Origin of the sequence: Halomonas sp. B23F22_10 (genome assembly GCF_043496975.1) — a bacterium.
GTDB lineage: Bacteria > Pseudomonadota > Gammaproteobacteria > Pseudomonadales > Halomonadaceae > Halomonas > Halomonas smyrnensis.
In genome coordinates this window covers 104,252-125,979 of the sequence record NZ_JBIEKF010000005.1, presented here as the reverse complement: position 1 = coordinate 125,979, position 21,728 = coordinate 104,252, and the positions used below count along the sequence as shown (strand labels likewise).

The 21,728-nt window shown below is 69.1% G+C and carries 20 protein-coding genes and 1 tRNA gene; 10 read left to right on the top strand and 11 right to left on the bottom strand.

What is annotated here, in order from left to right:
- Positions 1–99: 99 nt before the first annotated feature.
- On the bottom strand, positions 100–963 hold the full coding sequence (locus tag ACGTNF_RS12830; RefSeq protein WP_394602025.1) for a YicC/YloC family endoribonuclease: 864 nt from the start codon (positions 961–963) through the stop codon (positions 100–102).
- Positions 964–1,073: 110 nt separating this feature from the next.
- On the opposite strand from ACGTNF_RS12830, the gene rph reads away from it, so the two are divergent.
- On the top strand, positions 1,074–1,811 hold the full coding sequence (gene rph, locus ACGTNF_RS12825) for a ribonuclease PH (protein ID WP_394602024.1): 738 nt from the start codon (positions 1,074–1,076) through the stop codon (positions 1,809–1,811).
- 137 nt (positions 1,812–1,948) lie between these two features.
- Here the strand turns inward: rph and ACGTNF_RS12820 are convergent, their stop codons facing one another.
- Positions 1,949–2,716, bottom strand: coding sequence for an exodeoxyribonuclease III (locus ACGTNF_RS12820; RefSeq protein WP_016855916.1), 768 nt, complete (start codon positions 2,714–2,716; stop codon positions 1,949–1,951).
- A 91-nt stretch (positions 2,717–2,807) separates the two neighbouring features.
- Here ACGTNF_RS12820 and pyrE point away from each other — a divergent pair, with 91 nt between their 5' ends.
- The 3 genes from pyrE (at position 2,808) to rep (ending at position 6,199) form a co-directional block, all read left to right on the top strand.
- Positions 2,808–3,488: an orotate phosphoribosyltransferase gene (gene pyrE / locus ACGTNF_RS12815; protein ID WP_394602023.1), complete on the top strand. Its 681-nt coding sequence runs from the start codon at positions 2,808–2,810 to the stop codon at positions 3,486–3,488.
- A gap of 120 nt (positions 3,489–3,608) precedes the next feature.
- Positions 3,609–4,145 carry a tRNA (uridine(34)/cytosine(34)/5-carboxymethylaminomethyluridine(34)-2'-O)-methyltransferase TrmL gene (gene trmL / locus ACGTNF_RS12810; protein ID WP_394602022.1) on the top strand — a complete coding sequence of 179 codons (537 nt, stop codon included), beginning with the start codon at positions 3,609–3,611 and terminating at the stop codon, positions 4,143–4,145.
- On the top strand, positions 4,142–6,199 hold the full coding sequence (gene rep / locus ACGTNF_RS12805; RefSeq protein ID WP_394602021.1) for a DNA helicase Rep: 2,058 nt from the start codon (positions 4,142–4,144) through the stop codon (positions 6,197–6,199). Before trmL ends, rep begins: the two co-directional genes overlap by 4 nt.
- A gap of 96 nt (positions 6,200–6,295) precedes the next feature.
- On the opposite strand, the gene ACGTNF_RS12800 is transcribed toward rep, so the two are convergent.
- Together ACGTNF_RS12800 and ACGTNF_RS12795 are read right to left on the bottom strand one after the other, a co-directional pair.
- Entirely contained in the window at positions 6,296–7,075 is a 780-nt protein-coding gene (locus tag ACGTNF_RS12800; RefSeq protein WP_394602020.1) for a c-type cytochrome, read from the bottom strand.
- 246 nt (positions 7,076–7,321) lie between these two features.
- Positions 7,322–8,473 (bottom strand): baeRF3 domain-containing protein, encoded by a 1,152-nt coding sequence (locus ACGTNF_RS12795; protein WP_394602019.1) that lies wholly within the window; start codon positions 8,471–8,473, stop codon positions 7,322–7,324.
- A gap of 233 nt (positions 8,474–8,706) precedes the next feature.
- Between ACGTNF_RS12795 and ACGTNF_RS12790 the strand changes: the two genes are divergently transcribed.
- Positions 8,707–8,783 (top strand) — tRNA-Arg (locus ACGTNF_RS12790).
- 193 nt (positions 8,784–8,976) lie between these two features.
- Positions 8,977–9,723 (top strand): sulfite exporter TauE/SafE family protein, encoded by a 747-nt coding sequence (locus ACGTNF_RS12785; RefSeq protein WP_394602018.1) that lies wholly within the window; start codon positions 8,977–8,979, stop codon positions 9,721–9,723.
- Between the two features lie 48 nt (positions 9,724–9,771).
- Here ACGTNF_RS12785 and ftsZ read toward each other — a convergent pair whose 3' ends face one another.
- Together ftsZ and ACGTNF_RS12775 are read right to left on the bottom strand one after the other, a co-directional pair.
- Entirely contained in the window at positions 9,772–10,869 is a 1,098-nt protein-coding gene (gene ftsZ, locus ACGTNF_RS12780) for a cell division protein FtsZ (protein ID WP_394602017.1), read from the bottom strand.
- Between the two features lie 349 nt (positions 10,870–11,218).
- On the bottom strand, positions 11,219–12,145 hold the full coding sequence (locus ACGTNF_RS12775) for a LysR family transcriptional regulator (protein WP_016855906.1): 927 nt from the start codon (positions 12,143–12,145) through the stop codon (positions 11,219–11,221).
- A gap of 159 nt (positions 12,146–12,304) precedes the next feature.
- Between ACGTNF_RS12775 and ACGTNF_RS12770 the strand changes: the two genes are divergently transcribed.
- Entirely contained in the window at positions 12,305–13,081 is a 777-nt protein-coding gene (locus ACGTNF_RS12770; protein WP_016855905.1) for a ferredoxin--NADP reductase, read from the top strand.
- A 153-nt stretch (positions 13,082–13,234) separates the two neighbouring features.
- Here ACGTNF_RS12770 and glnK read toward each other — a convergent pair whose 3' ends face one another.
- The 3 genes from glnK to ACGTNF_RS12755 all read right to left on the bottom strand — a co-directional run bounded on the left by glnK (position 13,235) and on the right by ACGTNF_RS12755 (position 15,418).
- Positions 13,235–13,573 (bottom strand): P-II family nitrogen regulator, encoded by a 339-nt coding sequence (glnK, locus tag ACGTNF_RS12765; protein WP_016855904.1) that lies wholly within the window; start codon positions 13,571–13,573, stop codon positions 13,235–13,237.
- 144 nt (positions 13,574–13,717) lie between these two features.
- Positions 13,718–15,040, bottom strand: a complete 1,323-nt coding sequence (gene amtB / locus ACGTNF_RS12760; protein WP_016855903.1) for an ammonium transporter AmtB — start codon at positions 15,038–15,040, stop codon at positions 13,718–13,720.
- 39 nt (positions 15,041–15,079) lie between these two features.
- The gene (locus ACGTNF_RS12755) at positions 15,080–15,418 is read right to left on the bottom strand and encodes a P-II family nitrogen regulator (protein ID WP_016855902.1); all 339 of its coding nucleotides are present in this window, start codon (positions 15,416–15,418) and stop codon (positions 15,080–15,082) included.
- Positions 15,419–15,719: 301 nt separating this feature from the next.
- On the opposite strand from ACGTNF_RS12755, the gene ACGTNF_RS12750 reads away from it, so the two are divergent.
- Both ACGTNF_RS12750 and ACGTNF_RS12745 read left to right on the top strand, forming a co-directional pair.
- Complete coding sequence (locus ACGTNF_RS12750) at positions 15,720–16,121, top strand: accessory factor UbiK family protein (protein WP_016855901.1); 402 nt, start codon at positions 15,720–15,722, stop codon at positions 16,119–16,121.
- 74 nt (positions 16,122–16,195) lie between these two features.
- Entirely contained in the window at positions 16,196–17,701 is a 1,506-nt protein-coding gene (locus ACGTNF_RS12745; RefSeq protein ID WP_394602016.1) for a YifB family Mg chelatase-like AAA ATPase, read from the top strand.
- Between the two features lie 45 nt (positions 17,702–17,746).
- Here the strand turns inward: ACGTNF_RS12745 and ACGTNF_RS12740 are convergent, their stop codons facing one another.
- Entirely contained in the window at positions 17,747–18,256 is a 510-nt protein-coding gene (locus ACGTNF_RS12740) for a hypothetical protein (RefSeq protein ID WP_394602015.1), read from the bottom strand.
- Positions 18,253–19,236 (bottom strand): alpha/beta hydrolase, encoded by a 984-nt coding sequence (locus ACGTNF_RS12735; RefSeq protein WP_016855898.1) that lies wholly within the window; start codon positions 19,234–19,236, stop codon positions 18,253–18,255. Before ACGTNF_RS12735 ends, ACGTNF_RS12740 begins: the two co-directional genes overlap by 4 nt.
- 230 nt (positions 19,237–19,466) lie before the next feature.
- Between ACGTNF_RS12735 and ACGTNF_RS12730 the strand changes: the two genes are divergently transcribed.
- Positions 19,467–21,641, top strand: a complete 2,175-nt coding sequence (locus tag ACGTNF_RS12730) for a malate synthase G (RefSeq protein ID WP_394602014.1) — start codon at positions 19,467–19,469, stop codon at positions 21,639–21,641.
- Positions 21,642–21,728: the final 87 nt, after the last annotated feature.

Here is a 21,728-nt window from a genome sequence, read left to right as displayed (position 1 = left end):
AGACCCTGACGGAGTCAGGGTCGCGTAAAATTACGACAAAAGTATAACGCAGATGTCGTTAGGAAGCGAAGAGGCCCGGGGAGCGAGCGCGGTGTCGCCTCACTCGATGTTCTGGATCTGTTCGCGCATCTGCTCGATCAGCACCTTGAGCTCCACCGCGCAGCGGGTGGTCTCGGCGACCACCGATTTAGAAGACAGGGTGTTAGCCTCGCGATTGAGTTCCTGCATCAGGAAGTCCAGGCGGCGGCCGATCGGGCCCTTCTGCTTGAGCTGGCGTTCGACCTCGCCGACGTGGGTCTCCAGCCGGTCGAGTTCCTCGGCCACGTCGGCCTTCTGGGCCAGCAGCACCAGCTCGGCCTCCAGGCGCTGGGGGTCGAGTTCGGTGCGCATCTCGGCCAGCCGGTCGAGCAGCTGGCTGCGCTGGCGCTCGAGGATCGTCGGCAGCAGGCCGCGGACCTCGTCGACCTGGGCGCGGATGCCGACCAGCCGCTCGCGGATCAGTTCGGCGAGTTGCTCGCCCTCCCGGGCGCGGCCGGCGATCAGGTCGGCCAGGGCGGCGTCGAACAGGGCGTTGGCCTCGGCCTTGATCGCCTCGAGGTCGAGTCCGGGCGCCTCGAGCACGCCGGGATGGTCGAGCAGCGCCAGGGCGTCGGGCATCGGCGCCTCGGGCACGGCTTCGCGCACCTCGCCCAGCGCCGTGCCCAGGGCGCGCAGCTTGGCATGATCGACGCTGGCCTCGGCGCGGCGCTCGGCGGGTTCGAAGCGCAGCGTGCACTCGACCTTGCCACGGGCCAGGCGGCTTCTCAGGCCGTCGCGGAAGCCGGGCTCGAGATCGCGCAGAGCCTCGGGCAGGCGGAAGTGAGGGTCGAGATAGCGCTGGTTGACCGACCGCAGTTCCAGTTGCAGCCGGCCCCAGTCGGCGTCGCGATCCTGCCGTGAGAAGGCGGTCATGCTGTGCACCATGGCGGGCTCCTAGTGGGTAGGTCGAGGTCGGGGCGAGTCAGTGTAACCGATTCCCCCTTCAGGCCGTGTAGAATGGCGGGCCATCCATTTCCGACTGCGAGAGAGCTGACATGGCCGAGGACTTCCGGCGTCCCAGCGGACGCGCCGCTGACGAGCCCCGCGAGATCCGCCTGACCCGTGACTACACCCGCCACGCCGAGGGCTCGGTGCTGGTCGAGTTCGGCGATACCAAGGTGCTGTGCAACGCCAGCGTCGAGGCCGGCGTGCCGCGCTGGCTGCGCGGCAAGAAACAGGGCTGGGTGACCGCCGAGTACGGCATGCTGCCCCGTGCCACCCACACCCGCGGCGGCCGCGAGGCGACCCGCGGCAAGCAGGGCGGCCGCACGCTGGAGATCCAGCGGCTGATCGGCCGCTCGCTGCGCGCGGCGGTGAACCTGAAGAAGCTCGGCGAGTACACCATCACCGTGGACTGCGATGTCATCCAGGCCGACGGCGGGACCCGTACGGCGTCGATCACCGGCGGCTGCGTGGCGCTGATCGACGCCGTGCGCTATCTGCAGCGCGAGAAGCTGATCAAGGCCGACCCCTTCCATCAGCTGGTCGGCTCGGTCTCGGTGGGCATCTACAACGGCGTGCCGGTGGTCGACCTGGACTATCCCGAGGACTCCCGCGCCGGTACCGACATGAACGTGGTGATGGCCGAGGGCGGCGGGCTGATCGAGGTGCAGGGCACCGCCGAGTCCGGCACCTACAGCCGCGCCGAGCTCGACGCCATGCTCGACCTGGCGGAGCAGGCCGGGACCTCGCTGTTCGCGCATCAGCGCGAGGCGCTGGGCATCCGCGGCTGAGGCAGCCTTCATTCCGGGAACGCGGATTGTCGTCGCGAGCGCCGCAGACCATCCGCGGTTCCCTAACGCAGCACGCCGGCCATCAGGCCGGCGTGCTGCGTCATGCCCGGGGCATGACGGCGACGAAGGGAGACGCGTTACAGCGGCAGGTCGTACTCGACGATCAGCGGCGCGTACTCGGAGAAGGTCGCGTCGTAGTCGATCCAGGCGTCCACCACGTGGCGGCGGAAGTTGGGGCCGACCAGCTGGTAGTCGATGCGCCAGCCTTCCTGGCGTTCGCGGGGCTGGTCCTGATCCAGCGCCGGCCACCAGGTGTACTCGCCGGCATCGCGGTTGATCTCGCGAAAGGTGTCGATGAAGCCGGTCGGGCCGAGCACCTGATCCATCCAGGCGCGCTCCTCGGGCTTGAAGCCGGGGGTCGTCTGGTTGTCGGCCCAGTTCTCCAGGTCGATGGTCTTGTGGGCGATGTGCCAGGTGCCGGCGATGATGTACTCGCGGCGCTTGCGGGCCATCTTCGACAGGTATTCCTGGTACTGGGCCATGAAGGCCTGCTTGGCGGCCGGATCACTGCCGTCGGGCATCAGGAAGCTGGCGATGCTGAAGCGGTCGTAGTCGGCCTGCAGGAAGCGTGCCTCGTGGTCGCACTGCGGGAAGCCGAGGCCATACATGATCGCCTTGGGGATCTTGCGGCAGTACAGGCCGACGCCCGAGAAGCCGTCCTGCTCGGCATCGAGGAAGTAGCCCTCGTAGCCTTCCGGATAGAGGATGCTGTCGTCGAGCTCGAAGCTCTTGGCCTTGAGATTCTGCACGCAGACGACATCGGCATCCTGGTTGGCCAGCCAGTCGAGAAAGCCCCGACCCACCGCCTCTCGGATGCCATTCACATTGATGGTGGCGATTTTCATACATGGTCCCTTTTGCGTCGCGCGTGTATGATACCCGACGTTTCGACGTTTGGGTAAATGGCGTCCGCCAATAGACGTGATAGGAGGCTCCGTGGCCGCATCGACCCTGCAACCCTATCAGCAGGCCTTCATCGAGTTCGCCATCGAGCAGGGCGTACTGCGCTTCGGCGAGTTCACCCTCAAGTCCGGGCGTACCAGCCCCTACTTCTTCAACGCCGGCCTGTTCAAGAGCGGCCGCGCCCTGGCGAAGCTGGGCCGTTTCTATGCCCAAGCCATCGCCGACAGCGGCCTCGAGGCCGACGTGCTGTTCGGCCCGGCCTACAAGGGCATTCCCCTGGCCGCGACCACCGCGGTGGCGCTGGCGGATCATCATGACCGCGACCTGCCCTATGCGTTCAATCGCAAGGAGGCCAAGGCCCACGGCGAAGGTGGCAACATCGTCGGCGCGGCGCTTGCCGGCCGCATCCTGATCATCGACGACGTCATCACCGCCGGTACCGCGATCCGCGAGGTGATGGGGCTGATCGAGGGCGCCGGCGCCGAGGCCGCCGGCGTGGTGGTGGCGCTGGATCGCCAGGAGCGCGGCGGCGACGACAGCGACCCGCGCAGCGCCATCCAGCAGGTCGAGGCCGCCTACGCCATGCCGGTGGTGAGCATCGTCACCCTGGACATGGTGCTCGAGTACCTCGAGGTCCATGCCGGCGACGCGCTGCGTGGCCACGCCGAGGCGATCCGCGCCTATCGCGACCGCTACGGCATCGCGGGCGACTGAGCCCGCCTGCCAGGGCGCCGAGACCGGCCGCCCGCTCGCTGCGCCTCGGGCCCCGTTTCGGGGCCCGAGTGCGTTGGCGGCCCTGTCCCACATCGGCCCCGCCGTCTACAGGAGTCATCGATGCTCGACGTGGTGCTCTACCAGCCCGAGATCCCGCCCAACACCGGCAATCTGATCCGCCTGTGCGCCAACACCGGCTTCCGGCTGCACCTGATCGAGCCGCTGGGCTTCACCCTCGACGACAAGCGGCTGCGCCGCGCCGGCCTCGACTATCATGAGTGGGCCCGGGTGCGGGTGCATGCCGACTGGGCGGCCTTCCTCGCCGAGGTGGCGCCGACGCGGGTGTTCGCGGTCTCAACTCGGGGCCGCACCGGCTACCACGAGCCCGCTTATCGCGAGGGCGATGCCCTGGTATTCGGCCCCGAGACCCGCGGCCTGCCCCAGGCGATGCTCGACGCCCTGCCCGAATCACAGCGCCTGCGCATTCCCATGCTGGCCGAGAGCCGCAGCCTGAACCTGTCCAACGCCGCCGCGGTGCTGGTCTTCGAGGCCTGGCGCCAGCTCGAGTTCGTGGGCGCCGGGCTTCCGGGCGCCGGGCTTCCCGAGACCGGCCTTCCCGACAGCGAGGCGATCGCCGCGCCGAGGAGTGACGCATGACCGAGAGCATCACCAGCCGCATCGCCAAGCTCAACCCGCGCCAGCAGGAGGCGGTGCGTGCCATCGACGGGCCCTGCCTGGTGCTGGCCGGCGCCGGCTCGGGCAAGACCAGCGTGATCACCACCAAGATCGCCTACCTGGTGCAGGAGTGCGGCATGAGCGCCCGACGCATCGCCGCGGTGACCTTCACCAACAAGGCCGCCCGCGAGATGAAGGAGCGGGTCGGCAAGATGCTCCAGGGCCGCCAGGGTCATGGCCTGACGGTGTCGACCTTCCACACCCTCGGCCTCAACATCATCCGCGGCGAGCTCAAGGCGCTGGGCTACAAGCCGGGCTTCTCGCTGTTCGACCCCGAGGACGCCAAGGCGCTGCTGCGCGACCTGATGAACAAGGACGCCCAGGTCGACGCCGAGGCGATCAACCAGGTCCAGGCGACCATCTCCAACTGGAAGAACGACCTGGTGCTGCCCGGCCAGGCGCTCTCTCATGCCAACAGCGAGGACGAGCTGTTCGCCGCCCGGGTCTACGAGGCCTACGGCCGCCACCTCAAGGCCTACAACGCGGTCGACTTCGACGACCTGATCCTGCTGCCGGTGACCCTGCTACGCGACGACCCCGAGGCCCTCTCTCGGTGGCGCAAACGCATCCACTACATGCTGGTGGACGAGTATCAGGACACCAACGTCAGCCAGTACCAGCTGGTGCAGCTGCTGATGGCCGAGCGCCAGACCTTCACCGTGGTCGGCGACGACGACCAGTCGATCTATGCCTGGCGCGGCGCGCGGCCCGAGAACCTGGTGACCCTGGGCGAGGACTTCCCGCGCCTGAACGTGATCAAGCTGGAGCAGAACTACCGCTCCACCGGCACCATCCTGCGCGCGGCCAACACCCTGATCGCCAACAACCCCCACGTCTACGAGAAGACCCTGTGGTCGGACATGGGGCAGGGCGCGGCGATCCGGGTGGTGGTCAACCGTCACGAGGAGGCCGAGGCCGAGCGGGTGGCCAGCGAGATCCTCACCCGGCGCATCAAGGAGCGCGCCGAATGGCGCGACTTCGCGGTGCTCTACCGCGGCAACTTCCAGGCCCGGCTGCTGGAGCTGAAGCTGCAGCACTACCAGATTCCCTACAAGCTCTCCGGCGGCACCTCCTTCTTCTCGCGCAACGAGATCAAGGACGCCATGGCCTACCTGCGGCTGTTGATCAATCCGGCCGACGACAACGCCTTCCTGCGCATCGTCAACGTGCCGCGCCGCGAGATCGGCCCCAGCACCCTGGAGAAGCTCGCCAACTACGCCACCGAGCGCGGCGGCTCGCTGTTCGCCGCCTGCCAGGAGCTGGGGCTGGCCGAGCTGCTGCCGGTCAGAGCCGTCGAAAGGCTGGGGAGATTTACCCACTTCATCGAGGGCGTGCGCCGGCGCATGGACGGCGGCGATGCCATCGAGGCCATCCGCGACATGCTGCGCGAGATGGACTACGAGGCCTGGCTCTACCAGAACGCCAGCGCGCCGACCATCGCCGAGCGGCGCATGGCCAACGTCTGGACGCTGATCGACCAGCTCGAGAAGTCGATGGGCGCCGACCCCGACGATGACACCGCCAGCACGGCCACCGAGACCGACGGCGTGGAGGCGGCAATCTCGCGGCTGGTGCTGCGCGACATCCTCGAGCAGCAGGCCGAGGAGGACGACTCCGACCGCGTGCAGCTCTTGACCATGCACGCCTCCAAGGGCCTCGAGTTTCCCCACGTCTACCTGATGGGGCTGGAGGAGGAGCTGCTGCCGCACCGCAACGCCATCGAGGTCGGCACGGTCGAGGAGGAGCGGCGCCTGGCCTACGTGGGCATCACCCGGGCGCGGCGCACCCTGACCATGACCCTGGCGCGCCAGCGCAAGGCCTACGGCGAGCTGATGGACTGCACGCCGAGCCGCTTCCTCGACGAGCTGCCGGAAGACGCCCTGGAGTGGGAAGGCCGTGCCGACCGCGAGGACCCGGAGAAGAAGCAGGCCCGCGGCAAGGATGCCATCGCCGGGTTGCGCTCGCTGCTGAACTGACGGCGATCCAGACCAGCGGAACGACGAGCGGGGCGCCACCGGGCGCCCCGCTTTTTTATGTCTACCGTTTCCGTCGTTGCCGGCCTGGCGCGAGAGTCACTGTGCCTCGCCGACCATGTAGTCGACGATGGCCTTGATCTCCTCGTCGGGCAGGCCGGCGCCGCCCTTGGGCGGCATGGTGCCGATGCCGTTGATGGCGCTGGCATAGAGGGTCTCCATGCCCTTGTCGATGCGCGGTGCCCAGGCCTCGGTGTCGCCGAGCTTGGGCGCCCCGGCGATGCCGGCGGCATGGCAGGCGGCGCAGGGCGCGCTGGCGTAGAGGGCCTCGCCGTCCGCGCCGCTCTCGGCCGGCGCCGCGTCACTGGCGGTGGCGCTGGCGTCTTCGTCGGGCGCGGCCGCGGTGTCATCGGCGGTGTCGGCGGCGGCCGGCACGTCCATCACCGGCTCGACCAGATAGGCCACCGCGGCGCGCACCTCCGCATCGGAGAGGTTGGGATTGCCGCCGCGGGCCGGCATGGCGTTGAAGCCGTTGAGGGCGTGGTCGAGCAGGGTGGCGAAGCCCTTGCCGGTGCGCTCGGCCCAGGCCGCCTCGTCACCGCGGACCGGGGAGCCGGCGGCACCGGTCTCGTGGCAGGCCATGCAGATGCTGCGATAGATGCCCTCGCCGTCGATGGCATCGCCGGCGGTGCCGGTGTCGCCGGCGCCGGCCGAGGCCATGGCGGTGCCGCAGTCCTCGCCCTCCAGGCACAGCTGGCCCACCGGCGCCAGGCGCTCGGCGAGGGCCTCGCGGTCCACCTCCTGCTGGGCATGGGCCGAGGCCGCGGTCATCAGGCCGAGCAACGTCAGGCACCCCAGGATCAGCTTGCTGGCATTCACTCTCACCACCTCTCATTGACGGTCTTGTTATCGGATCACGGACGGCGGCGTGATGGGCGCAGTATAGCGACAGTCCCCCACCCGGAAAATGTCGCCGATCAACGGCGCGGCGAACGAGGCCGGGGGGAGCCGCGGGGGCCAACGCAGCAGCGGCGACCCGAGGGTCGCCGCTGGTGGACCTGGTTCGGGGCATCGTGCGGGATGCCCCTTGGGGGCCGCGGATTACCGCGGCGCCGATATCGGCACTTACACCGGTTCCATGGCGTAGCGCAGGATGGCCGCCGCGCCGCTGTTGCCGGGCATCAGCTCGCTGGGCACGAAGACCACGTCGCCGTCGGTGTCGATGACGTGCCGCGCGACCGCGTCGAGCACGTCCTCCGAGCCGGTGCGGTCGTAGTCGACCCTGCCGCCTTCGCTATCGACGGTGCCCTCGATGCGGGCCTCTTCGTCGATCAGCAGCGTGCCGACCTGGCCGATGGTGGCCGAGTAGGCGATCTGCTCGAGATCGCTCTCGCCTTCGCCCTGGGCGGCCTTCTGCTGGTACTGCTCGATGAGGCGTTCGAGGTCGGTGCGCGTGGCGCGCTGGGCCACTTCGCGGGAGAGTTCGCTCAGCCGGTGCTGGCGAATCGCCTCGAAGGGCTCCTGATCCACGCCCTGCTCGAGCAGTTGGGGATGCTCGCTGACCTCGCGGAACAGGCCCTGATGCTCGGCGACCATGGCCAGCACCAGCGGGCGCTGCCGGGGATCGGCGTGATGGTCGCGGATGGCCTTGTCGACGGCCTGGAAGTACTGCTTGAGGTCCGTGCTGTCGTCGCCGCTGCGGTCGCCGTCCTTGCGGTTGGCGGAGGTCTCGGTCTTGCCCAGCGCCTCGCCCATGCCCCGCGGCACGTTGCTGTTGAGCGCCACCTCGGTCAGCTGGTCCTGGTTGCCGTCGTACAGCGCCACGTCATGCAGGCTGACGCACAGCACGCGGTACTGCATCCAGTGGGAAGCCTCGCGCAGTGCGGGGCGCAGGTGGAAGGCATCGCCCACGATGGCCTGGGCCTTCTCGGGGCGGGTCATCATCTTCCTGACCTCGAAGCGCTCGGGCGAGACGAAGACCGCCAGGCCGTTCTGCTGGTGGGTCCAGAAGGCCTCGTCGGTGCCGACGCTTTCCAGTCGTTCGATCAGCTCGGCGCGCAGCGACTTGTCGATGTCCTGACGCTCGAGTTCGAGTGCCGCCTCCTTGATCTGATCCTTGTAGAGGATGCGGTTTTCCTCGCGATAGTTGGAGACGGGGGTGGTGGGAACGTAGAGACTGATGCACGGCGATTCCTTCGCCTCGAGCAGCCCGTCGATATCCTGCCATTGAAGCACCGGTGCCTGAGTCTCGTTTGCCGTCGCTGTTGCGTTAGCCATGGAGCACTCCTGAGTTCTCGGTTGATGTCGTCCTTGCACTCCATGATCTGACGATGAGCGCCGGGGAATTCAAGGCGTGGGGATCGTTTGCACATTTCGTGCGCGAGTCTCTCGGCCCGCCGGCGGCGAGAGACGCTGTCTGCCGCCCGGTCAGGGCCGCGTCCCGGCTAGACAGTCGACAGGCGGCAAGGTAGGATGTGGCTCGCTCGATGGCGCTAGCCCTCGTGCACCGCGCGCCCTTAGCTCAGCTGGATAGAGCGTCGCCCTCCGGAGGCGAAGGTCAAAGGTTCGAATCCTTTAGGGCGCGCCACCGAATATCGAAAGGGCCCACGGTTATCCGTGGGCCCTTTTCGTTTGCCTCGCCTTTGTCCACAGCGCCTCGTTATCCACACCCCCTTTGCCGGCCGCGCGAGATGAAAGAGACGTGCTTGGCCCGGTATGCTCTCCGACTGGCTCACTGCAATGAGAACCCGCCGACCGACGCGGGGCACAAGGATGCGCACATGACCCTGCCCGACTACTCCTGGCTCGCCTGGACGCTGATCGTGCTTTCCACCTATCTCACCGGTGTCTCCAAGGGCGGTTTCGCCGGCGGCTTCGGCACCCTCTCGGTCCCGCTGATGGCGCTGGCCATCGGGCCCATCGAGGCGGCGGGCCTGCTGCTGCCGCTGCTGCTGGTGATGGATGCGCTGGCGGTGAAGGCCTGGTGGGGACATCAGGACATGGCCGAGGTGAAGCGTCTGCTGCCGGGGCTGGCCATCGGCGTGGCGGCGGCGAGCCTGGTGGCGGGCAGCCTGAACGAGCACCACGTGCGCCTGCTGCTGGGCGTGATCTCGTTGCTGTTCGTCGCCTACATGATCGCCAAGCCCGCCTCGTCGCGGCCGATCCGTGCCTTCTGGGCCTGGCCGGCGGGGATCGCCACCGGGATCACCAGCTTCATCGCCCATGCCGGGGCGCCACCGATGAACCTCTATCTGGTGCCGCGTCACCTGCCCAAGATGACCTTCATCGCCACCACGACCCTGATGTTCGCCTCCGTCAATCTGATGAAGCTGCCGCCCTACCTGGTGCTCGGCGAGATCAACCTGACCAGCATCTGGGCCTCACTGGTGCTGGTGCCGGTGGCCTGGGCGGGGGTGCGCAGCGGCCTGTGGCTGCAGCACCGCGTCAACGAGCGGCTGTTCTACCGGCTGGTGGTGCTGGCCATGGCGATCGTCGGCGTGCAGCTGATCGTCAAGGCACTGGGGTAGGCCGGCGAGGCCTGGCGCGGGAGGCCTGCCCGTCACCGCTCGGGTGCCTCAGCGCCGCTTCAGGCGGCTCAGGAAGTCGTCGAGATCCAGCAGCGAGCCGTCCCGTCGCTCGGCGGCCTCGGCCGGCGGGGCCCGGCGCGGCTCGGAGGCGGGGCGGGTCCGGCCGGGCGACGGCGGCCTCGAGCGGGCGACCTCCAGCCCGGTGGCGATCAGCGAGACCCGCAGCCGGCCCGCCATGTCGGGATCGAAGGCGGTGCCGACCACCCGCATGGCGTCTTCGCCGGCCAGTTCGGCGACCTGGCGCCCCACCTCGTCGAAGTCGGCCAGGCTCAGATCGGCACCGGCGGTGATGCTGACCAGCACGCCGGCGGCTTCGGCCAGGTCGGTGGCCTCCAGCAGCGGATGCTCCAGGGCCGCGCGCACCGCCGCGCCGGCGCGATCCTCTCCCGTGCCCTCGCCGGTGCCGATGCGCGCCCGGCCGGGCCGGCGCATCACCGCGGCCACGTCGGCGAAGTCGATGTTGATCAGCCCCGGCCGCGTGATGACCTCGGCGATGCCGGTCACCGCCTCGCGCAGCACGTCGTTGACGGCGGCGAAGGCGCGCATCATCGAGGCGCCGTGGCCGAGGGTCGGCAGCAGGCGGTCGTTGGGCACCACGGCCAGGCAGTCGACCCGGCCGTCGAGCGCGGCGATGGCCTCGTCGGCGGCCTGCTGGCGCCGCTGGCCCTCGAAGCCGAAGGGGCGCGTCACCACGGCCACGGTCAGCAGGCCCATCTCGCGGGCCAGGTCGGCGATGGCCGGGATCGCGCCACTGCCGGTGCCCCCGCCCATGCCGGCCATCAGGAACACCAGGTCGGCGCCGGCCAGCCGGGCGCGCAGGCCGTCGCGACTCTCCTCGGCGGCCTGCCGGCCGGCCTCGGGGTCGGCCCCGGCGCCGAGGCCGCGGGTGGTGGCGCTGCCGATGGGCATCGCCACGCCCTGGGGCAGCAGCTCGAGGGCCTGACGGTCGGTGTTCACGGCGATGGCGTCGATGCCGTCGAGATCGGTGGTGTCGATCAGGTGGCGGACGGCATTGCCGCCGCCGCCGCCGATGCCGACCACCTTGAGGGCAGCGGGATATTCCTGGGGAAGCTGTGGGTCGCTCATGCGTCCTGTCGCGGGGTCGGTGAGGAAGTGGGCGTCTCCCCATCATCGGCCATAGCACGGCCTTTTTGAAAGCTCGTCCTTTCACGGCGCTACCGACGGCGGCACGGTGGAAGCGCTTGCTTACGCCGAGGGTTCACGTTTCTGCGGGGCGCGGCCTGCAGCAGGATAGCTCCCGGCTCCTGGCCCCGTGGGCCGGTACAAGACCAACTCCCCCCCCCCCGCCCCATGAGAGTGACCATGCTGACTTCCCTGCGCTTGCGTATCTCGAACGCCGCCGCCGCGGCGCTGCCGGATGCGTGGGCCCGCCGCGGCGAGCCCGCCTGATCACGGGCATCGTCTCGCCCCGCCTTCAGGACTGGTGGGGCAGGTCGATCTCGTCGCTGCAGCGGATGCCTTCGGTCATCTGCCGGCATAGCTTGAGGAACTCGCGCATGCCGGGCGCCAGGTACTTGTGGCGATGCCAGATGAAGGCGAACTGACGGCTCAGGTCCAGGTCGGGGGTGGGGAGCGGCACCAGGCTGCCGCGGCGGAAGGCGTCGCGCAGCGCCAGGCGCGAGACGCAGCCGATCCCCAGCCCCGACTCCACGGCGCGCTTGATGCCTTCGGTGTGCTCCAGCTCGAGCAGGGTGTTGAAGCGCCCGCGCCGGTGCCGGGCGGCCTGCTCCAGGGTCAGCCGGGTGCCGGAGCCTTCCTCGCGCATGATCCAGTCCTCGCGCAGCAGGCGGTCGAGCTCCACCGGGCCCTGGCCGGCCAGCGGATGGCCCGGGGCGCAGAACACCGCCAGCTCGTCCTCCACCCAGGGTTGGGTGATCACTTCCTCGTCCTCGCACTGGCCCTCGATCAGGCCCAGGTCCAGCTCGTGGTGGCGCACGCCGTCGATGATGGTGCGGGTGTTGCGTACCTGCAGGCGGATGCGGCTGCCCGGATGCTGCTGCATGAAGTCGCTGATCAGCAGCGTGGCCAGGTAGTTGCCGATGGTCAGGGTGGCGCCCACATCGAGGGTGCCGACGCCCTGCTGGCCGCGCAGCAGTTCCTCGACCTCCTCGGCACGGTCGAGCAGTGCCACGGCCTTGGGCAGCAGCTGGAAGCCCAGGGCGTTGAGCTTTAGGCGCTTGCCGATGCGGTCGAGCAGGCGGCAGTCGAACTGGCGTTCCAGCTCGGCCAGGGCGGTGCTGGCCGCCGACTGAGACAGCGCCAGGGCGCGGGCGGCGTGGGAGACGCTCTCGTGCTGGGCCACGGCCACGAACACCTCGAGCTGACGCAGGGTATAGCGCATGGGGTGGGCTCCGGATCAGTATATCTGGAGTATAGATAAGCTTTATCCATACAACCCATTTAACAGATATCCTGCCGTCTCTTAGAATCCTCTGCAAAGATCAATCGGCGCAATTATGAGTTTTCGGTATATGCGCTCTCGCGAAACATAGGAGTCGGCATGAGCAAGTTCGCCCTGGAAGAAGTCCTCAGCGTTCATCACTGGAACGACACCCTGTTCAGCTTCAAGACCACTCGCGAGCGCAGCCTGCGCTTCAAGAACGGTCAGTTCGTGATGATTGGCCTGGAAGTCGACGGCAAGCCGCTGATGCGCGCCTACTCCGTGGCCAGCCCCAACTACGAGGATCACCTGGAGTTCTTCTCCATCAAGGTGCCGGACGGCCCGCTGACCTCACGCCTGCAGCACCTCAAGGTCGGCGATCAGATCATGGTCAGCCGCAAGCCCACCGGTACCCTGGTCACCGACGACCTGCTGCCGGGCCGCAACCTCTACCTGCTGTCCACCGGCACCGGCCTGGCACCGTTCATGAGCCTGATCCAGGATCCGGAGGCCTACGAGCGCTTCGAGAAGATCGTGCTGATCCACGGCGTGCGCACCGTCAGCGAGCTGGCCTATGCCGACTTCATCACCAAGGAACTGCCGGCCCACGAGTACCTGGGCGAGGAGATCAGCGAGAAGCTGGTCTACTACCCGACCGTGACCCGTGAGGAGTTCCACACCATGGGCCGTCTGACCGACCATATCCGCAGCGGCAAGCTGGCCGAGGACACCGGCCTGCCGCCGCTGGACCCGAAGCAGGACCGCGCCATGATTTGCGGCAGCCCGGCCATGCTCGACGAGACCAGTGCGCTGCTGGACGAGCTGGGCTTCAACATCTCGCCGCGCCTCGGCGAGCCGGGCGACTACGTCATCGAGCGCGCCTTCGTCGAGAAGTAAGCGGCCAGCGCCGAGCTACAAGCGCCGAGCGACAAGCGCCGAGCTACAAGCGCCGAGCTACAAGCGCCGAGCTACAAGCGCCGAGCTACAAGAAAACCCCGAAGGTTGAGCCTTCGGGGTTTTCTTTTGCTTCCGGCGATTTCAGCTTGCCGCTTAGACGGCGTCCTTGTCCGTCTCGCCGGTGCGAATCCGGATGACCTGCTCCAGGGCGGTGACGAAGATCTTGCCATCGCCGATCTTGCCGGTGTTCGCGACCTGGGTGATGGCGTCGATCACCTGCTCGGTCATCGGCTCGTCCACGGCCACCTCGAGCTTCACCTTGGGCAGGAAGTCGACGACGTACTCGGCGCCGCGATAGAGCTCGGTGTGGCCCTTCTGACGGCCGAAGCCCTTGACCTCGGTGACGGTGATGCCCTGGACGCCGATGTCGGAGAGCGCCTCGCGGACGTCGTCGAGCTTGAACGGTTTGATGATGGCGGTCACCAGCTTCATGGTCATCTCCTCGATGGTTCGTATCCGATGGCGCCACTCGCCATCCCTGACGGAATCATTGTGCCAGAGCATACACCCACGGCGTGAAGAACAAAAAAATGGCCCCGCGAGGGGCCATTTCGTGTTGCCGTCAGGGCGGGGCGATCAGGAACGCGCGGCCATGTGCGACTGGCCGGCGCTTTCGCTGCGGGCACGACCGGAGGAGCCGCCGCCACCGTGCACCTTGGAGACGGTGAACTCGGGGTAGGCCTCGAGACCGCACTCGGCCAGGTCGACGCCCTCGTATTCCTCTTCCTCGCTGACGCGGACGCCCATGATCGCCTTGATGATCAGCCACACCACCAGGCTGGCGAGGAAGACCCAGGCGAAGATGCCGAGGATGCCGATGATCTGGGCGCCGAAGGAGGCTCCGTCGTTGGTCAGCGGCACGGCGAGCACGCCCCAGATGCCGACCACGCCGTGGGCGGAGATGGCACCGACCGGGTCATCGAGCTTCAGCTTGTCGAGGCTGATGATGGAGACCACCACCAGCAGGCCACCGACGGCACCGATCAGGGTGGCGCCCAGGGCGCTGGGCGACAGCGGATCGGCGGTGATGGACACCAGGCCGGCGATGGCGCCGTTCAGGGCCATGGTCAGGTCGGCCTTGCGGAACCAGGCCTTGGCCAGGATCAGCGCGGCGATCACGCCGCCGGCGGCCGCGGCGTTGGTGTTCACCAGCACCTGGGCCATGTTGTTGGCGGAGCTCACGTCGGACACCTTCAGCTCGGAGCCGCCGTTGAAGCCGAACCAGCCCATCCACAGGATGAAGGTACCCAGGGTGGCCAGCGGCATGTTGGCGCCGGGGATGGCGAAGATGCTGCCGTCCTTGCCGTACTTGCCCTTGCGCGGACCGAGCACCAGCACGCCGGCCAGCGCCGCTGCCGCACCGGCCATGTGCACGATGCCGGAACCGGCATAGTCGGAGAAGCCGAGCTCGGAGAGCCAGCCGCCGCCCCAGGTCCAGTAGCCGGAGACCGGGTAGATGACGCCGGTCATCACCACGGCGAAGGCCAGGAAGGCCCACAGCTTCATGCGTTCGGCCACGGCACCGGAGACGATGGACATGGCGGTGGCCACGAACACGACCTGGAAGAAGAAGTCGGCGCGCATGGAGTAGTAGGGGGCGTCGTCGCCGCCGGCGGTGACCGCGGCCACGGTGTTGTCGTCACCCAGCAGGAAGCCCAGGTTGGGCAGGATGCCGCCCGCGTCGCCGGAGTACATCAGGTAGTAGCCCAGCAGCAGGTACATGGTGCAGGCGATGGCGAACAGGGCGATGTTCTTGGTCAGGATCTCGGCGGTGTTCTTGGACCGCACCAGGCCGGCCTCGAGCATCGAGAAGCCCGCGGCCATCCACATCACCAGGACGCCGCAGATCAGGAAGTAGAAGGTATCGAGCGCATAGCTCAGCTCGGTAATCTCGTTCATGGCTGTCACTCCAGACGGAAAGGGAGAGAGGCGGTCGGGTTAGACGGCGTCGGCACCGCGCTCGCCGGTACGGATGCGGATGACATCCTCGAGCGGGGTCACGAAGACCTTGCCGTCGCCGATCTTGCCGCTGTTGGCGGCGCTGCAGATGGCGTCCAGCACGGTGTCGAGGCGGCCATCATCGACGGCGATCTCGACCTTGACCTTGGGCAGGAAGTCGACGACGTACTCGGCGCCGCGATAGAGCTCGGTGTGGCCCTTCTGGCGGCCGAAGCCCTTGACCTCGGTGACGGTGATGCCCTGAACGCCGTTGTCGGCGAGCGCCTCGCGCACGTCGTCGAGCTTGAAGGGCTTGATAATGGCGGTAATCAGCTTCATCCCGGATCTCCCCATTGGATGAGCGCGGGCTGCTCCGCGCGGTGTGTGTGCAGGTTTTCCTGTCATTGCTTAAAACGTGCCACTAAACCGAATTTGCCATGGTTTTCATGATCTTGTTTTTCCAACCTGACCCGATGGTGAGATTCTGGTGCAGGCGGGGCAGGGCGCCGTGCACTGATTTGATGCCGGTGAGCGATCACTTCGCACCATCCGGGGGCGAAGCCCGCGGCACGCGGGAATGCGCCCGTCGAACGGCTTGCGTATCCTTGGAGTCAGCCCCATTCCACTCAGGAGAGAGATCATGGTCAGCCAAGACCGCATCGGCCGCCTGGCCCAGCAGATCGGCGAGCGCCTGCAGGGCGCCTCACAGGCGCCGGAAGACGTGCAGAAAGGCATTCAGCAGGTGGTGCGCGGCGCCTTCGACCGGCTCGAGCTGGTGTCGCGGGAGGACTTCGACATCCTGATGGACGTGCTGCAGCGCACCCGCGGCCGGGTCGAGGCGCTGGAGCAGCAGGTCGCCGCCCTGGAAGAGGCGCTGGACGCCAGCCGCTCGGGCGGCGAGGTGCCGGCCGTGGCGGACGAGGCCTCGATCGACGCTGCGGCAGCCGATGCTGCGGCAGCCGGTGCTGCGGCAGCCGGTGCCGCGGCGGACGAGGAGCCCCCGTCCTCCCCCGAGGAGGGCGCCGGCGAGTCCGGCCGCTGATCCCGAGCCGCCACCGGGCGGTCCCCGCCGTGCTGAACTAGCCTTAAGGGCAGAATCAGCGCGAGGGACCGCCGATGACCCTGTCGATCGTTCGCACCCGGGCCGGTCTCGGCCTCGAGGCCCCCGAGGTGCTGGTGGAAGTGCATCTGGCCAACGGCCTGCCCGGCATCACCCTGGTCGGGCTGCCGGAGACGGCCGTCAGGGAGAGCCGCGAGCGGGTGCGCAGTGCGCTCGTCAACGCCGGCTTCGACTTCCCGCTGCGTCGCATCACCCTCAACCTCGCGCCCGCCGACCTGCCCAAGGAAGGCGGGCGCTTCGACCTGCCCATCGCCCTGGGGATATTGGTGGCCTCGGGGCAGATTCCCGCCGCGGCGCTGGCCGAGACCGAATGCGCGGGCGAGCTCGCCCTGGACGGGGCGCTGCGCCCGGTGGCCGGGGTGCTGCCGCTGGCGCTGGCCACGCGCCGTGCCGGGCGGCGGCTGATCGTGCCCCGGGCCAACGCCGATGAGGCGGCGCTGGCCGGCGGCCTCGAGGTGCTGCCCGCCGATCATCTGCTCGAGGTGGTGGCGCACCTGCTGGGGCAGGCGCCGATCGCGCCCCATCGGGCGTCGCGTCCCGCCGAGGCCCCGTTGGCGGGGGCCGACCTCGCCGAGGTGCGGGGCCAGCATCAGGCCCGGCGGGCCCTGGAGGTCGCCGCCAGCGGCGGCCACAACCTGCTGCTGGCCGGCCCGCCCGGCACCGGCAAGACCATGCTGGCCAGTCGCCTGCCCGGCATCCTGCCACCGCTGACCGAGGATGAGACCCTGGAGGTGGCGGCGGTGCGCTCGGTGTGTGGGCTGCCGCTCGACGAGGGCTGGGGGCGCCGGCCCTTCCGGGCGCCCCACCACACCGCCAGCGCGGTGGCGCTGGTCGGCGGCGGATCGCGGCCCAGGCCCGGCGAGATCTCGCTGGCCCACCGCGGCGTGCTGTTTCTCGACGAGCTGCCCGAATTCCCCCGCCAGGTGCTCGAGGTGATGCGCGAGCCCATGGAATCCGGGCGCATCCATATCGCCCGCGCCAGCCACGAGCGGCGCTATCCGGCGCGCTTCCAGCTGGTGGCGGCGATGAACCCCTGCCCCTGCGGCCATCTCGGCGATCCACGCCGGGCCTGCCACTGCACCGCCGCCCAGATCCAGCGCTATCAGGCGCGGCTCTCCGGCCCGCTGCTCGACCGCATCGACCTGCAGGTGGAAGTGCCGGCGCTGCCGCCGGAGCAGCTCACCGCCCGTGAGCGAGGCGAGCCCTCGGAGGCGGTGCGCGAGCGGGTGCTGGCGGCCCGCGAGCGCCAGTGGGCGCGCGGCGCGCTCAACGCCCATCTGGCCAGCCGCGAGCTGGAGGAGGCCTGCGCGCTGAGCGGGGCGGATCGGGCCTGGCTGGCCGGGGTGCTGGAACGGCTGAATCTCTCGGCACGAGCCTATCACCGGGTGCTGCGGGTGGCGCTGACCCTGGCCGACCTGGCCGGCGAGGCACGCCCCGGGCGCGAGCAGCTGATCGAGGCGATCGGCTATCGCCAGCTCGATCGGCTGCTGCAGGGGCGCTGAAGGGAAGAGGTGTCGGCCTTGTCCGGGGGCTGGTCTAGGCCTCGCCTAGAGCGCGCTGGCGTCCAGGGCGCCATCCAGCTGCGCCTGCCACAGCGGCGTGTCGCTGCCGGGGCGGCGTAGGGTCAGCTGCAGGCGATAGGGCAGCAGGGTGCGGTCGGACAGCGCGAGACGCGGGCCGGCCGCGATCAGCCGGCTGTCCAGTCGCCACTGATTGGCCTCGGCATCCCGTGACAGCGCGGGCTGCCAGTCCAGCACCTGGGGGCTCTGCTCGAGGCCCAGCAGGGCGCGGGTCAGGCTCTCGAGCAGGCGATCGCTGCCGACACCGAGGCCGGCATCGACCTCCGGCGTGGCCAGCAGCAGCACCTCGTCGGTCAGGGGGCTCGGCAGCGGCGGCGCCTCGCCCACCCGCTCCGCGGCCCGTTCGCCGAGGCCGAACAGCGCCTGGCGGACCGTCTGGGGGTGCTCCGGGCCACCGGTGGCGCAGCCGGTGAGCAGCAGCACCGTCATCACAAGCGTCAGCAGGGGCGGCAGCAGAGTGAAGCGGCGACGGCTCATCGGCGGGAGGCCCTCCGGGCGGTGGGCGAGGGAGCGTCGGCTTCCTCGAGGTTGGCGATGAAGCGCGTGAGCTCCTCGAACAGCACTCGGCGGATCGGCTCGGCCTCGTTGACCAGGTGATGGCGGGCCTCGGGGTGGCGATGGACCTCGGCCCGCGGGAACTTGCGCGTCAGCACCTCCAGGTTCCACTCCCAGTCCACCGTCAGGTCCTGCTCGCCCTGCAGGATCAGCGTCGGCAGCGGGCTGGCCGGCATGGCCAGCAGCCGCGGCATCCAGCGGCGCATGGCGTCCACCCACTCCATGGCCAGCCGGTCCGGCTGCAGCGGGTCGCTCTCGCGCAGGAAGGTGGCGAAGTCGCTGTCGGTGGAGTTCTCGCGGAAGCGGCGCGGCACCGAGCGCACGAAGGGGCCCAGCAGGCGGTGCAGCCAGCTCGACTGGTTCCAGCCCCAGGGGCGCACCAGCGGGGCCAGCAGCGCCAGGCCGCTCCAGTGGCCGTCGTCGCCCCGGCGCAGGGCGTCGGTGGCGAGGATCGCCGCGCCGGTGCTCTGGCCGATGCCGACCCAGGGGCGGGGCGCCAGGTCGCGGGCGGTCAACTGGGTCTGCAGGTTGTCCAGACAGCTGCCATAGTCATCGAAGTCGGCGATGGTGGCGCGGGGGCCGCTGGACAGCCCGTGCCCCGGCAGGTCCCACAGCACCACCTGCCAGCCGCGCTCGAGCAGGCACTCGAGCAGGTGGCGGTAGAGGCCGAGGTGATCGTAGTAGCCGTGCACCACGAACACGGTGCCGCGGGGCGACGGCGGGCGCCAGATCTGGGTCCACAGGCGGAAGCCGTGAGCGTCCACGTATCCCACGTGCAGGCCCACCCGCTCGGCGAGCAGCGGCGCCAGGCCGTAGTGGCCCAGATAGCCCTTGAGCGGGCGGCCGGACGGATCGGCCGGGGCGATGGGGCCGAGCGCCTGCAGGGGAGTGAAGTCGGTCATCGAGTCCTCCGTGGTGGCTGACCATGCTAGCGCTCCGTCGGAACGGTCACCAGCGTCGGTTTCCAACGCCTCCGGCCTCGTCTATTGGTCGAGTCTCGGGGGTGGTTCGCGGGCGCCGGGTTTACATGTGGAAGTATTTTCCACAATATTGAGTGCACGCAGTCACCCTTGCCTGTCCGGCCGCTTGGCGCTTGGGGAGCGCCGAAACGCCTCGCATAGGAGAACGACCCATGACCCAACGCATCACTCGCCATCGCCTGCAGGTGGCCGCCGAGCTGGACCGCTTCGTCAACGAGCAGGCCCTGCCGGGCTCCGGCGTCGACCCCGAGGCCTTCTGGGCCGGCGTCGACGCCCTCTTTCATGATCTGACACCGAAGAACCGTGAACTGCTCGCCGAGCGTGACGCCATGCAGGCCGAGCTCGACGCCTGGCACCGCGAGAACCGCGGCCCGGTGCGCGACATGGCCGACTACCGCGGCTTCCTCGAGCGCATCGGCTACCTGCAGCCTGCGCCGGCCGAGGTCAAGGTCACCACCACCAACGTCGACCGCGAGATCGCCGTCCAGGCCGGCCCGCAGCTGGTGGTGCCGGTGAACAATGCCCGCTACGCGCTGAATGCCGCCAATGCCCGCTGGGGCAGCCTCTACGACGCGCTCTACGGCACCGACGCCATCGCCGACGAAGACGGCGCCGAGCGCGGCGACGGCTTCAATCCCAAGCGCGCCGAGAAGGTCATCGCCTACGCCCGCGGCGTGCTCGATCGCGCCGCGCCGCTGGCCACCGGCTCCCACGCCGAGGCCGTGAAGTACGCGCTGCGCGATGGCCACCTGGTGGTGAGCCTGGAAGGCGGGCGCGAGACCGGCCTCAAGGAGCCGGGCAAGCTGGTCGGCTACCTGGGCGAGGCCGACGCGCCGACCTCGGTGCTGCTGGCCAACAACGACCTGCACCTGGAGATCCAGATCGACGCCACCCACCCGATCGGCAAGACCGATGCGGCGGGCGTCAAGGACGTGGTGGTCGAGGCCGCGCTGACCTCGATCATGGACTGCGAGGACTCGGTCGCGGCGGTGGACGCCGAGGACAAGGTCGGCGTCTACGCCAACTGGCTGGGCCTGATGGCCGGCGACCTCGAGGAGCCGATCGAGAAGGGCGGCAAGCGCTTCACCCGCAAGCTGGCGGCGGATCGCACCTGGACCGCGCCGGACGGCGGCGAGGTGACCCTGCCCGGCCGCTCGCTGCTGTTCGTGCGCAACGTCGGCCACCTGATGACCACGCCGGCGGTGCTGGACGCCGACGGCAACGAGCTGCCGGAAGGTATCCTCGACGCGGTCATGACCAGCCTGCTGTCGATCCGCGATCTGCAGAAGGGCGAGGGCGTGGCCCGCAACTCCCGCGAGGGCTCGGTCTACATCGTCAAGCCGAAGATGCACGGCCCGAAGGAAGTGGCCTTCACCAACGAGCTGTTCGGCCGCGTCGAGGACCTGCTGGGCCTCGCGCGTGACACCCTCAAGATGGGCATCATGGACGAGGAGCGCCGCACCTCGGTCAACCTCAAGGCCTGCATCGCTGAGGCGACCTCGCGGGTGGTGTTCATCAACACCGGCTTCCTCGACCGCACCGGCGACGAGATGCATACCGCCATGCAGGCCGGCCCCATGGTGCGCAAGGGCGACATGAAGGGCGCCGCCTGGATCGGTGCCTACGAGCGCAACAACGTTCAGGTCGGCCTGGCCTGCGGGCTGCGCGGCCACGCCCAGATCGGCAAGGGCATGTGGGCCATGCCGGACCTGATGGCGGCCATGCTCGAGCAGAAGATCGGCCATCCCAAGGCCGGTGCCAACACCGCCTGGGTGCCGTCGCCGACCGCCGCTACCCTGCACGCCCTGCACTATCACCAGGTCAGCGTGGCCGAGGTGCAGCGCGAGCTGGAGGCCCAGGGTGAGCCGGACCTGCTCGACGAGCTGCTGACCGTGCCGGTGGCCGAGAACACCGACTGGTCCGAGGACGAGCTGCAGCAGGAGCTGGACAACAACTGCCAGGGCATCCTCGGCTACGTGGTGCGCTGGGTCGAACAGGGCGTCGGCTGCTCCAAGGTGCCGGACATCCACGACGTGGGCCTGATGGAAGACCGCGCCACCCTGCGCATCTCCAGCCAGCACGTGGCCAACTGGCTGTACCACGGCGTGGTCGACGAGGCCCGCGTGCGCGCCACCCTGGAACGCATGGCCAAGGTGGTCGACGAGCAGAACGCCGGTGACCCGGCCTACTCGCCGATGAGCGCCGACTTCGCCGGCTCCCACGCCTTCCAGGCCGCCTCGGACCTGATCTTCAAGGGCATCGAGCAGCCCTCCGGCTACACCGAGCCGCTGCTGCACCACTGGCGCGCCGTCCACAAGGCCGGCTGATCGCCAAACGCGCCGTTCGCCGCCCCCTTCATGGGGGCGGCGTTCGTTGGGGGCGAGAACAATGCGAGAAGGGAAAAGGGAGATGCC

Bases quoted from the DNA above. Each gene is read 5' to 3' on its own strand.
- ACGTNF_RS12775 (WP_016855906.1), bottom strand. From the start codon at position 12,145: ATGCGCTATACCCTGCGTCAGCTCGAGGTGTTCGTGGCCGTGGCCCAG.
- rph (WP_394602024.1), top strand. From the start codon at position 1,074: ATGGCCGAGGACTTCCGGCGTCCCAGCGGACGCGCCGCTGACGAGCCC.
- ACGTNF_RS12730 (WP_394602014.1), top strand. From the start codon at position 19,467: ATGACCCAACGCATCACTCGCCATCGCCTGCAGGTGGCCGCCGAGCTG.
- trmL (WP_394602022.1), top strand. From the start codon at position 3,609: ATGCTCGACGTGGTGCTCTACCAGCCCGAGATCCCGCCCAACACCGGC.
- glnK (WP_016855904.1), bottom strand. From the start codon at position 13,573: ATGAAGCTGGTGACCGCCATCATCAAACCGTTCAAGCTCGACGACGTC.
- ACGTNF_RS12820 (WP_016855916.1), bottom strand. From the start codon at position 2,716: ATGAAAATCGCCACCATCAATGTGAATGGCATCCGAGAGGCGGTGGGT.
- ACGTNF_RS12740 (WP_394602015.1), bottom strand. From the start codon at position 18,256: ATGAGCCGTCGCCGCTTCACTCTGCTGCCGCCCCTGCTGACGCTTGTG.
- ftsZ (WP_394602017.1), bottom strand. From the start codon at position 10,869: ATGAGCGACCCACAGCTTCCCCAGGAATATCCCGCTGCCCTCAAGGTG.
- amtB (WP_016855903.1), bottom strand. From the start codon at position 15,040: ATGAACGAGATTACCGAGCTGAGCTATGCGCTCGATACCTTCTACTTC.
- ACGTNF_RS12745 (WP_394602016.1), top strand. From the start codon at position 16,196: ATGACCCTGTCGATCGTTCGCACCCGGGCCGGTCTCGGCCTCGAGGCC.
- ACGTNF_RS12735 (WP_016855898.1), bottom strand. From the start codon at position 19,236: ATGACCGACTTCACTCCCCTGCAGGCGCTCGGCCCCATCGCCCCGGCC.
- ACGTNF_RS12785 (WP_394602018.1), top strand. From the start codon at position 8,977: ATGACCCTGCCCGACTACTCCTGGCTCGCCTGGACGCTGATCGTGCTT.
- ACGTNF_RS12750 (WP_016855901.1), top strand. From the start codon at position 15,720: ATGGTCAGCCAAGACCGCATCGGCCGCCTGGCCCAGCAGATCGGCGAG.
- ACGTNF_RS12770 (WP_016855905.1), top strand. From the start codon at position 12,305: ATGAGCAAGTTCGCCCTGGAAGAAGTCCTCAGCGTTCATCACTGGAAC.
- ACGTNF_RS12795 (WP_394602019.1), bottom strand. From the start codon at position 8,473: ATGGCTAACGCAACAGCGACGGCAAACGAGACTCAGGCACCGGTGCTT.
- rep (WP_394602021.1), top strand. From the start codon at position 4,142: ATGACCGAGAGCATCACCAGCCGCATCGCCAAGCTCAACCCGCGCCAG.
- ACGTNF_RS12830 (WP_394602025.1), bottom strand. From the start codon at position 963: ATGGTGCACAGCATGACCGCCTTCTCACGGCAGGATCGCGACGCCGAC.
- ACGTNF_RS12755 (WP_016855902.1), bottom strand. From the start codon at position 15,418: ATGAAGCTGATTACCGCCATTATCAAGCCCTTCAAGCTCGACGACGTG.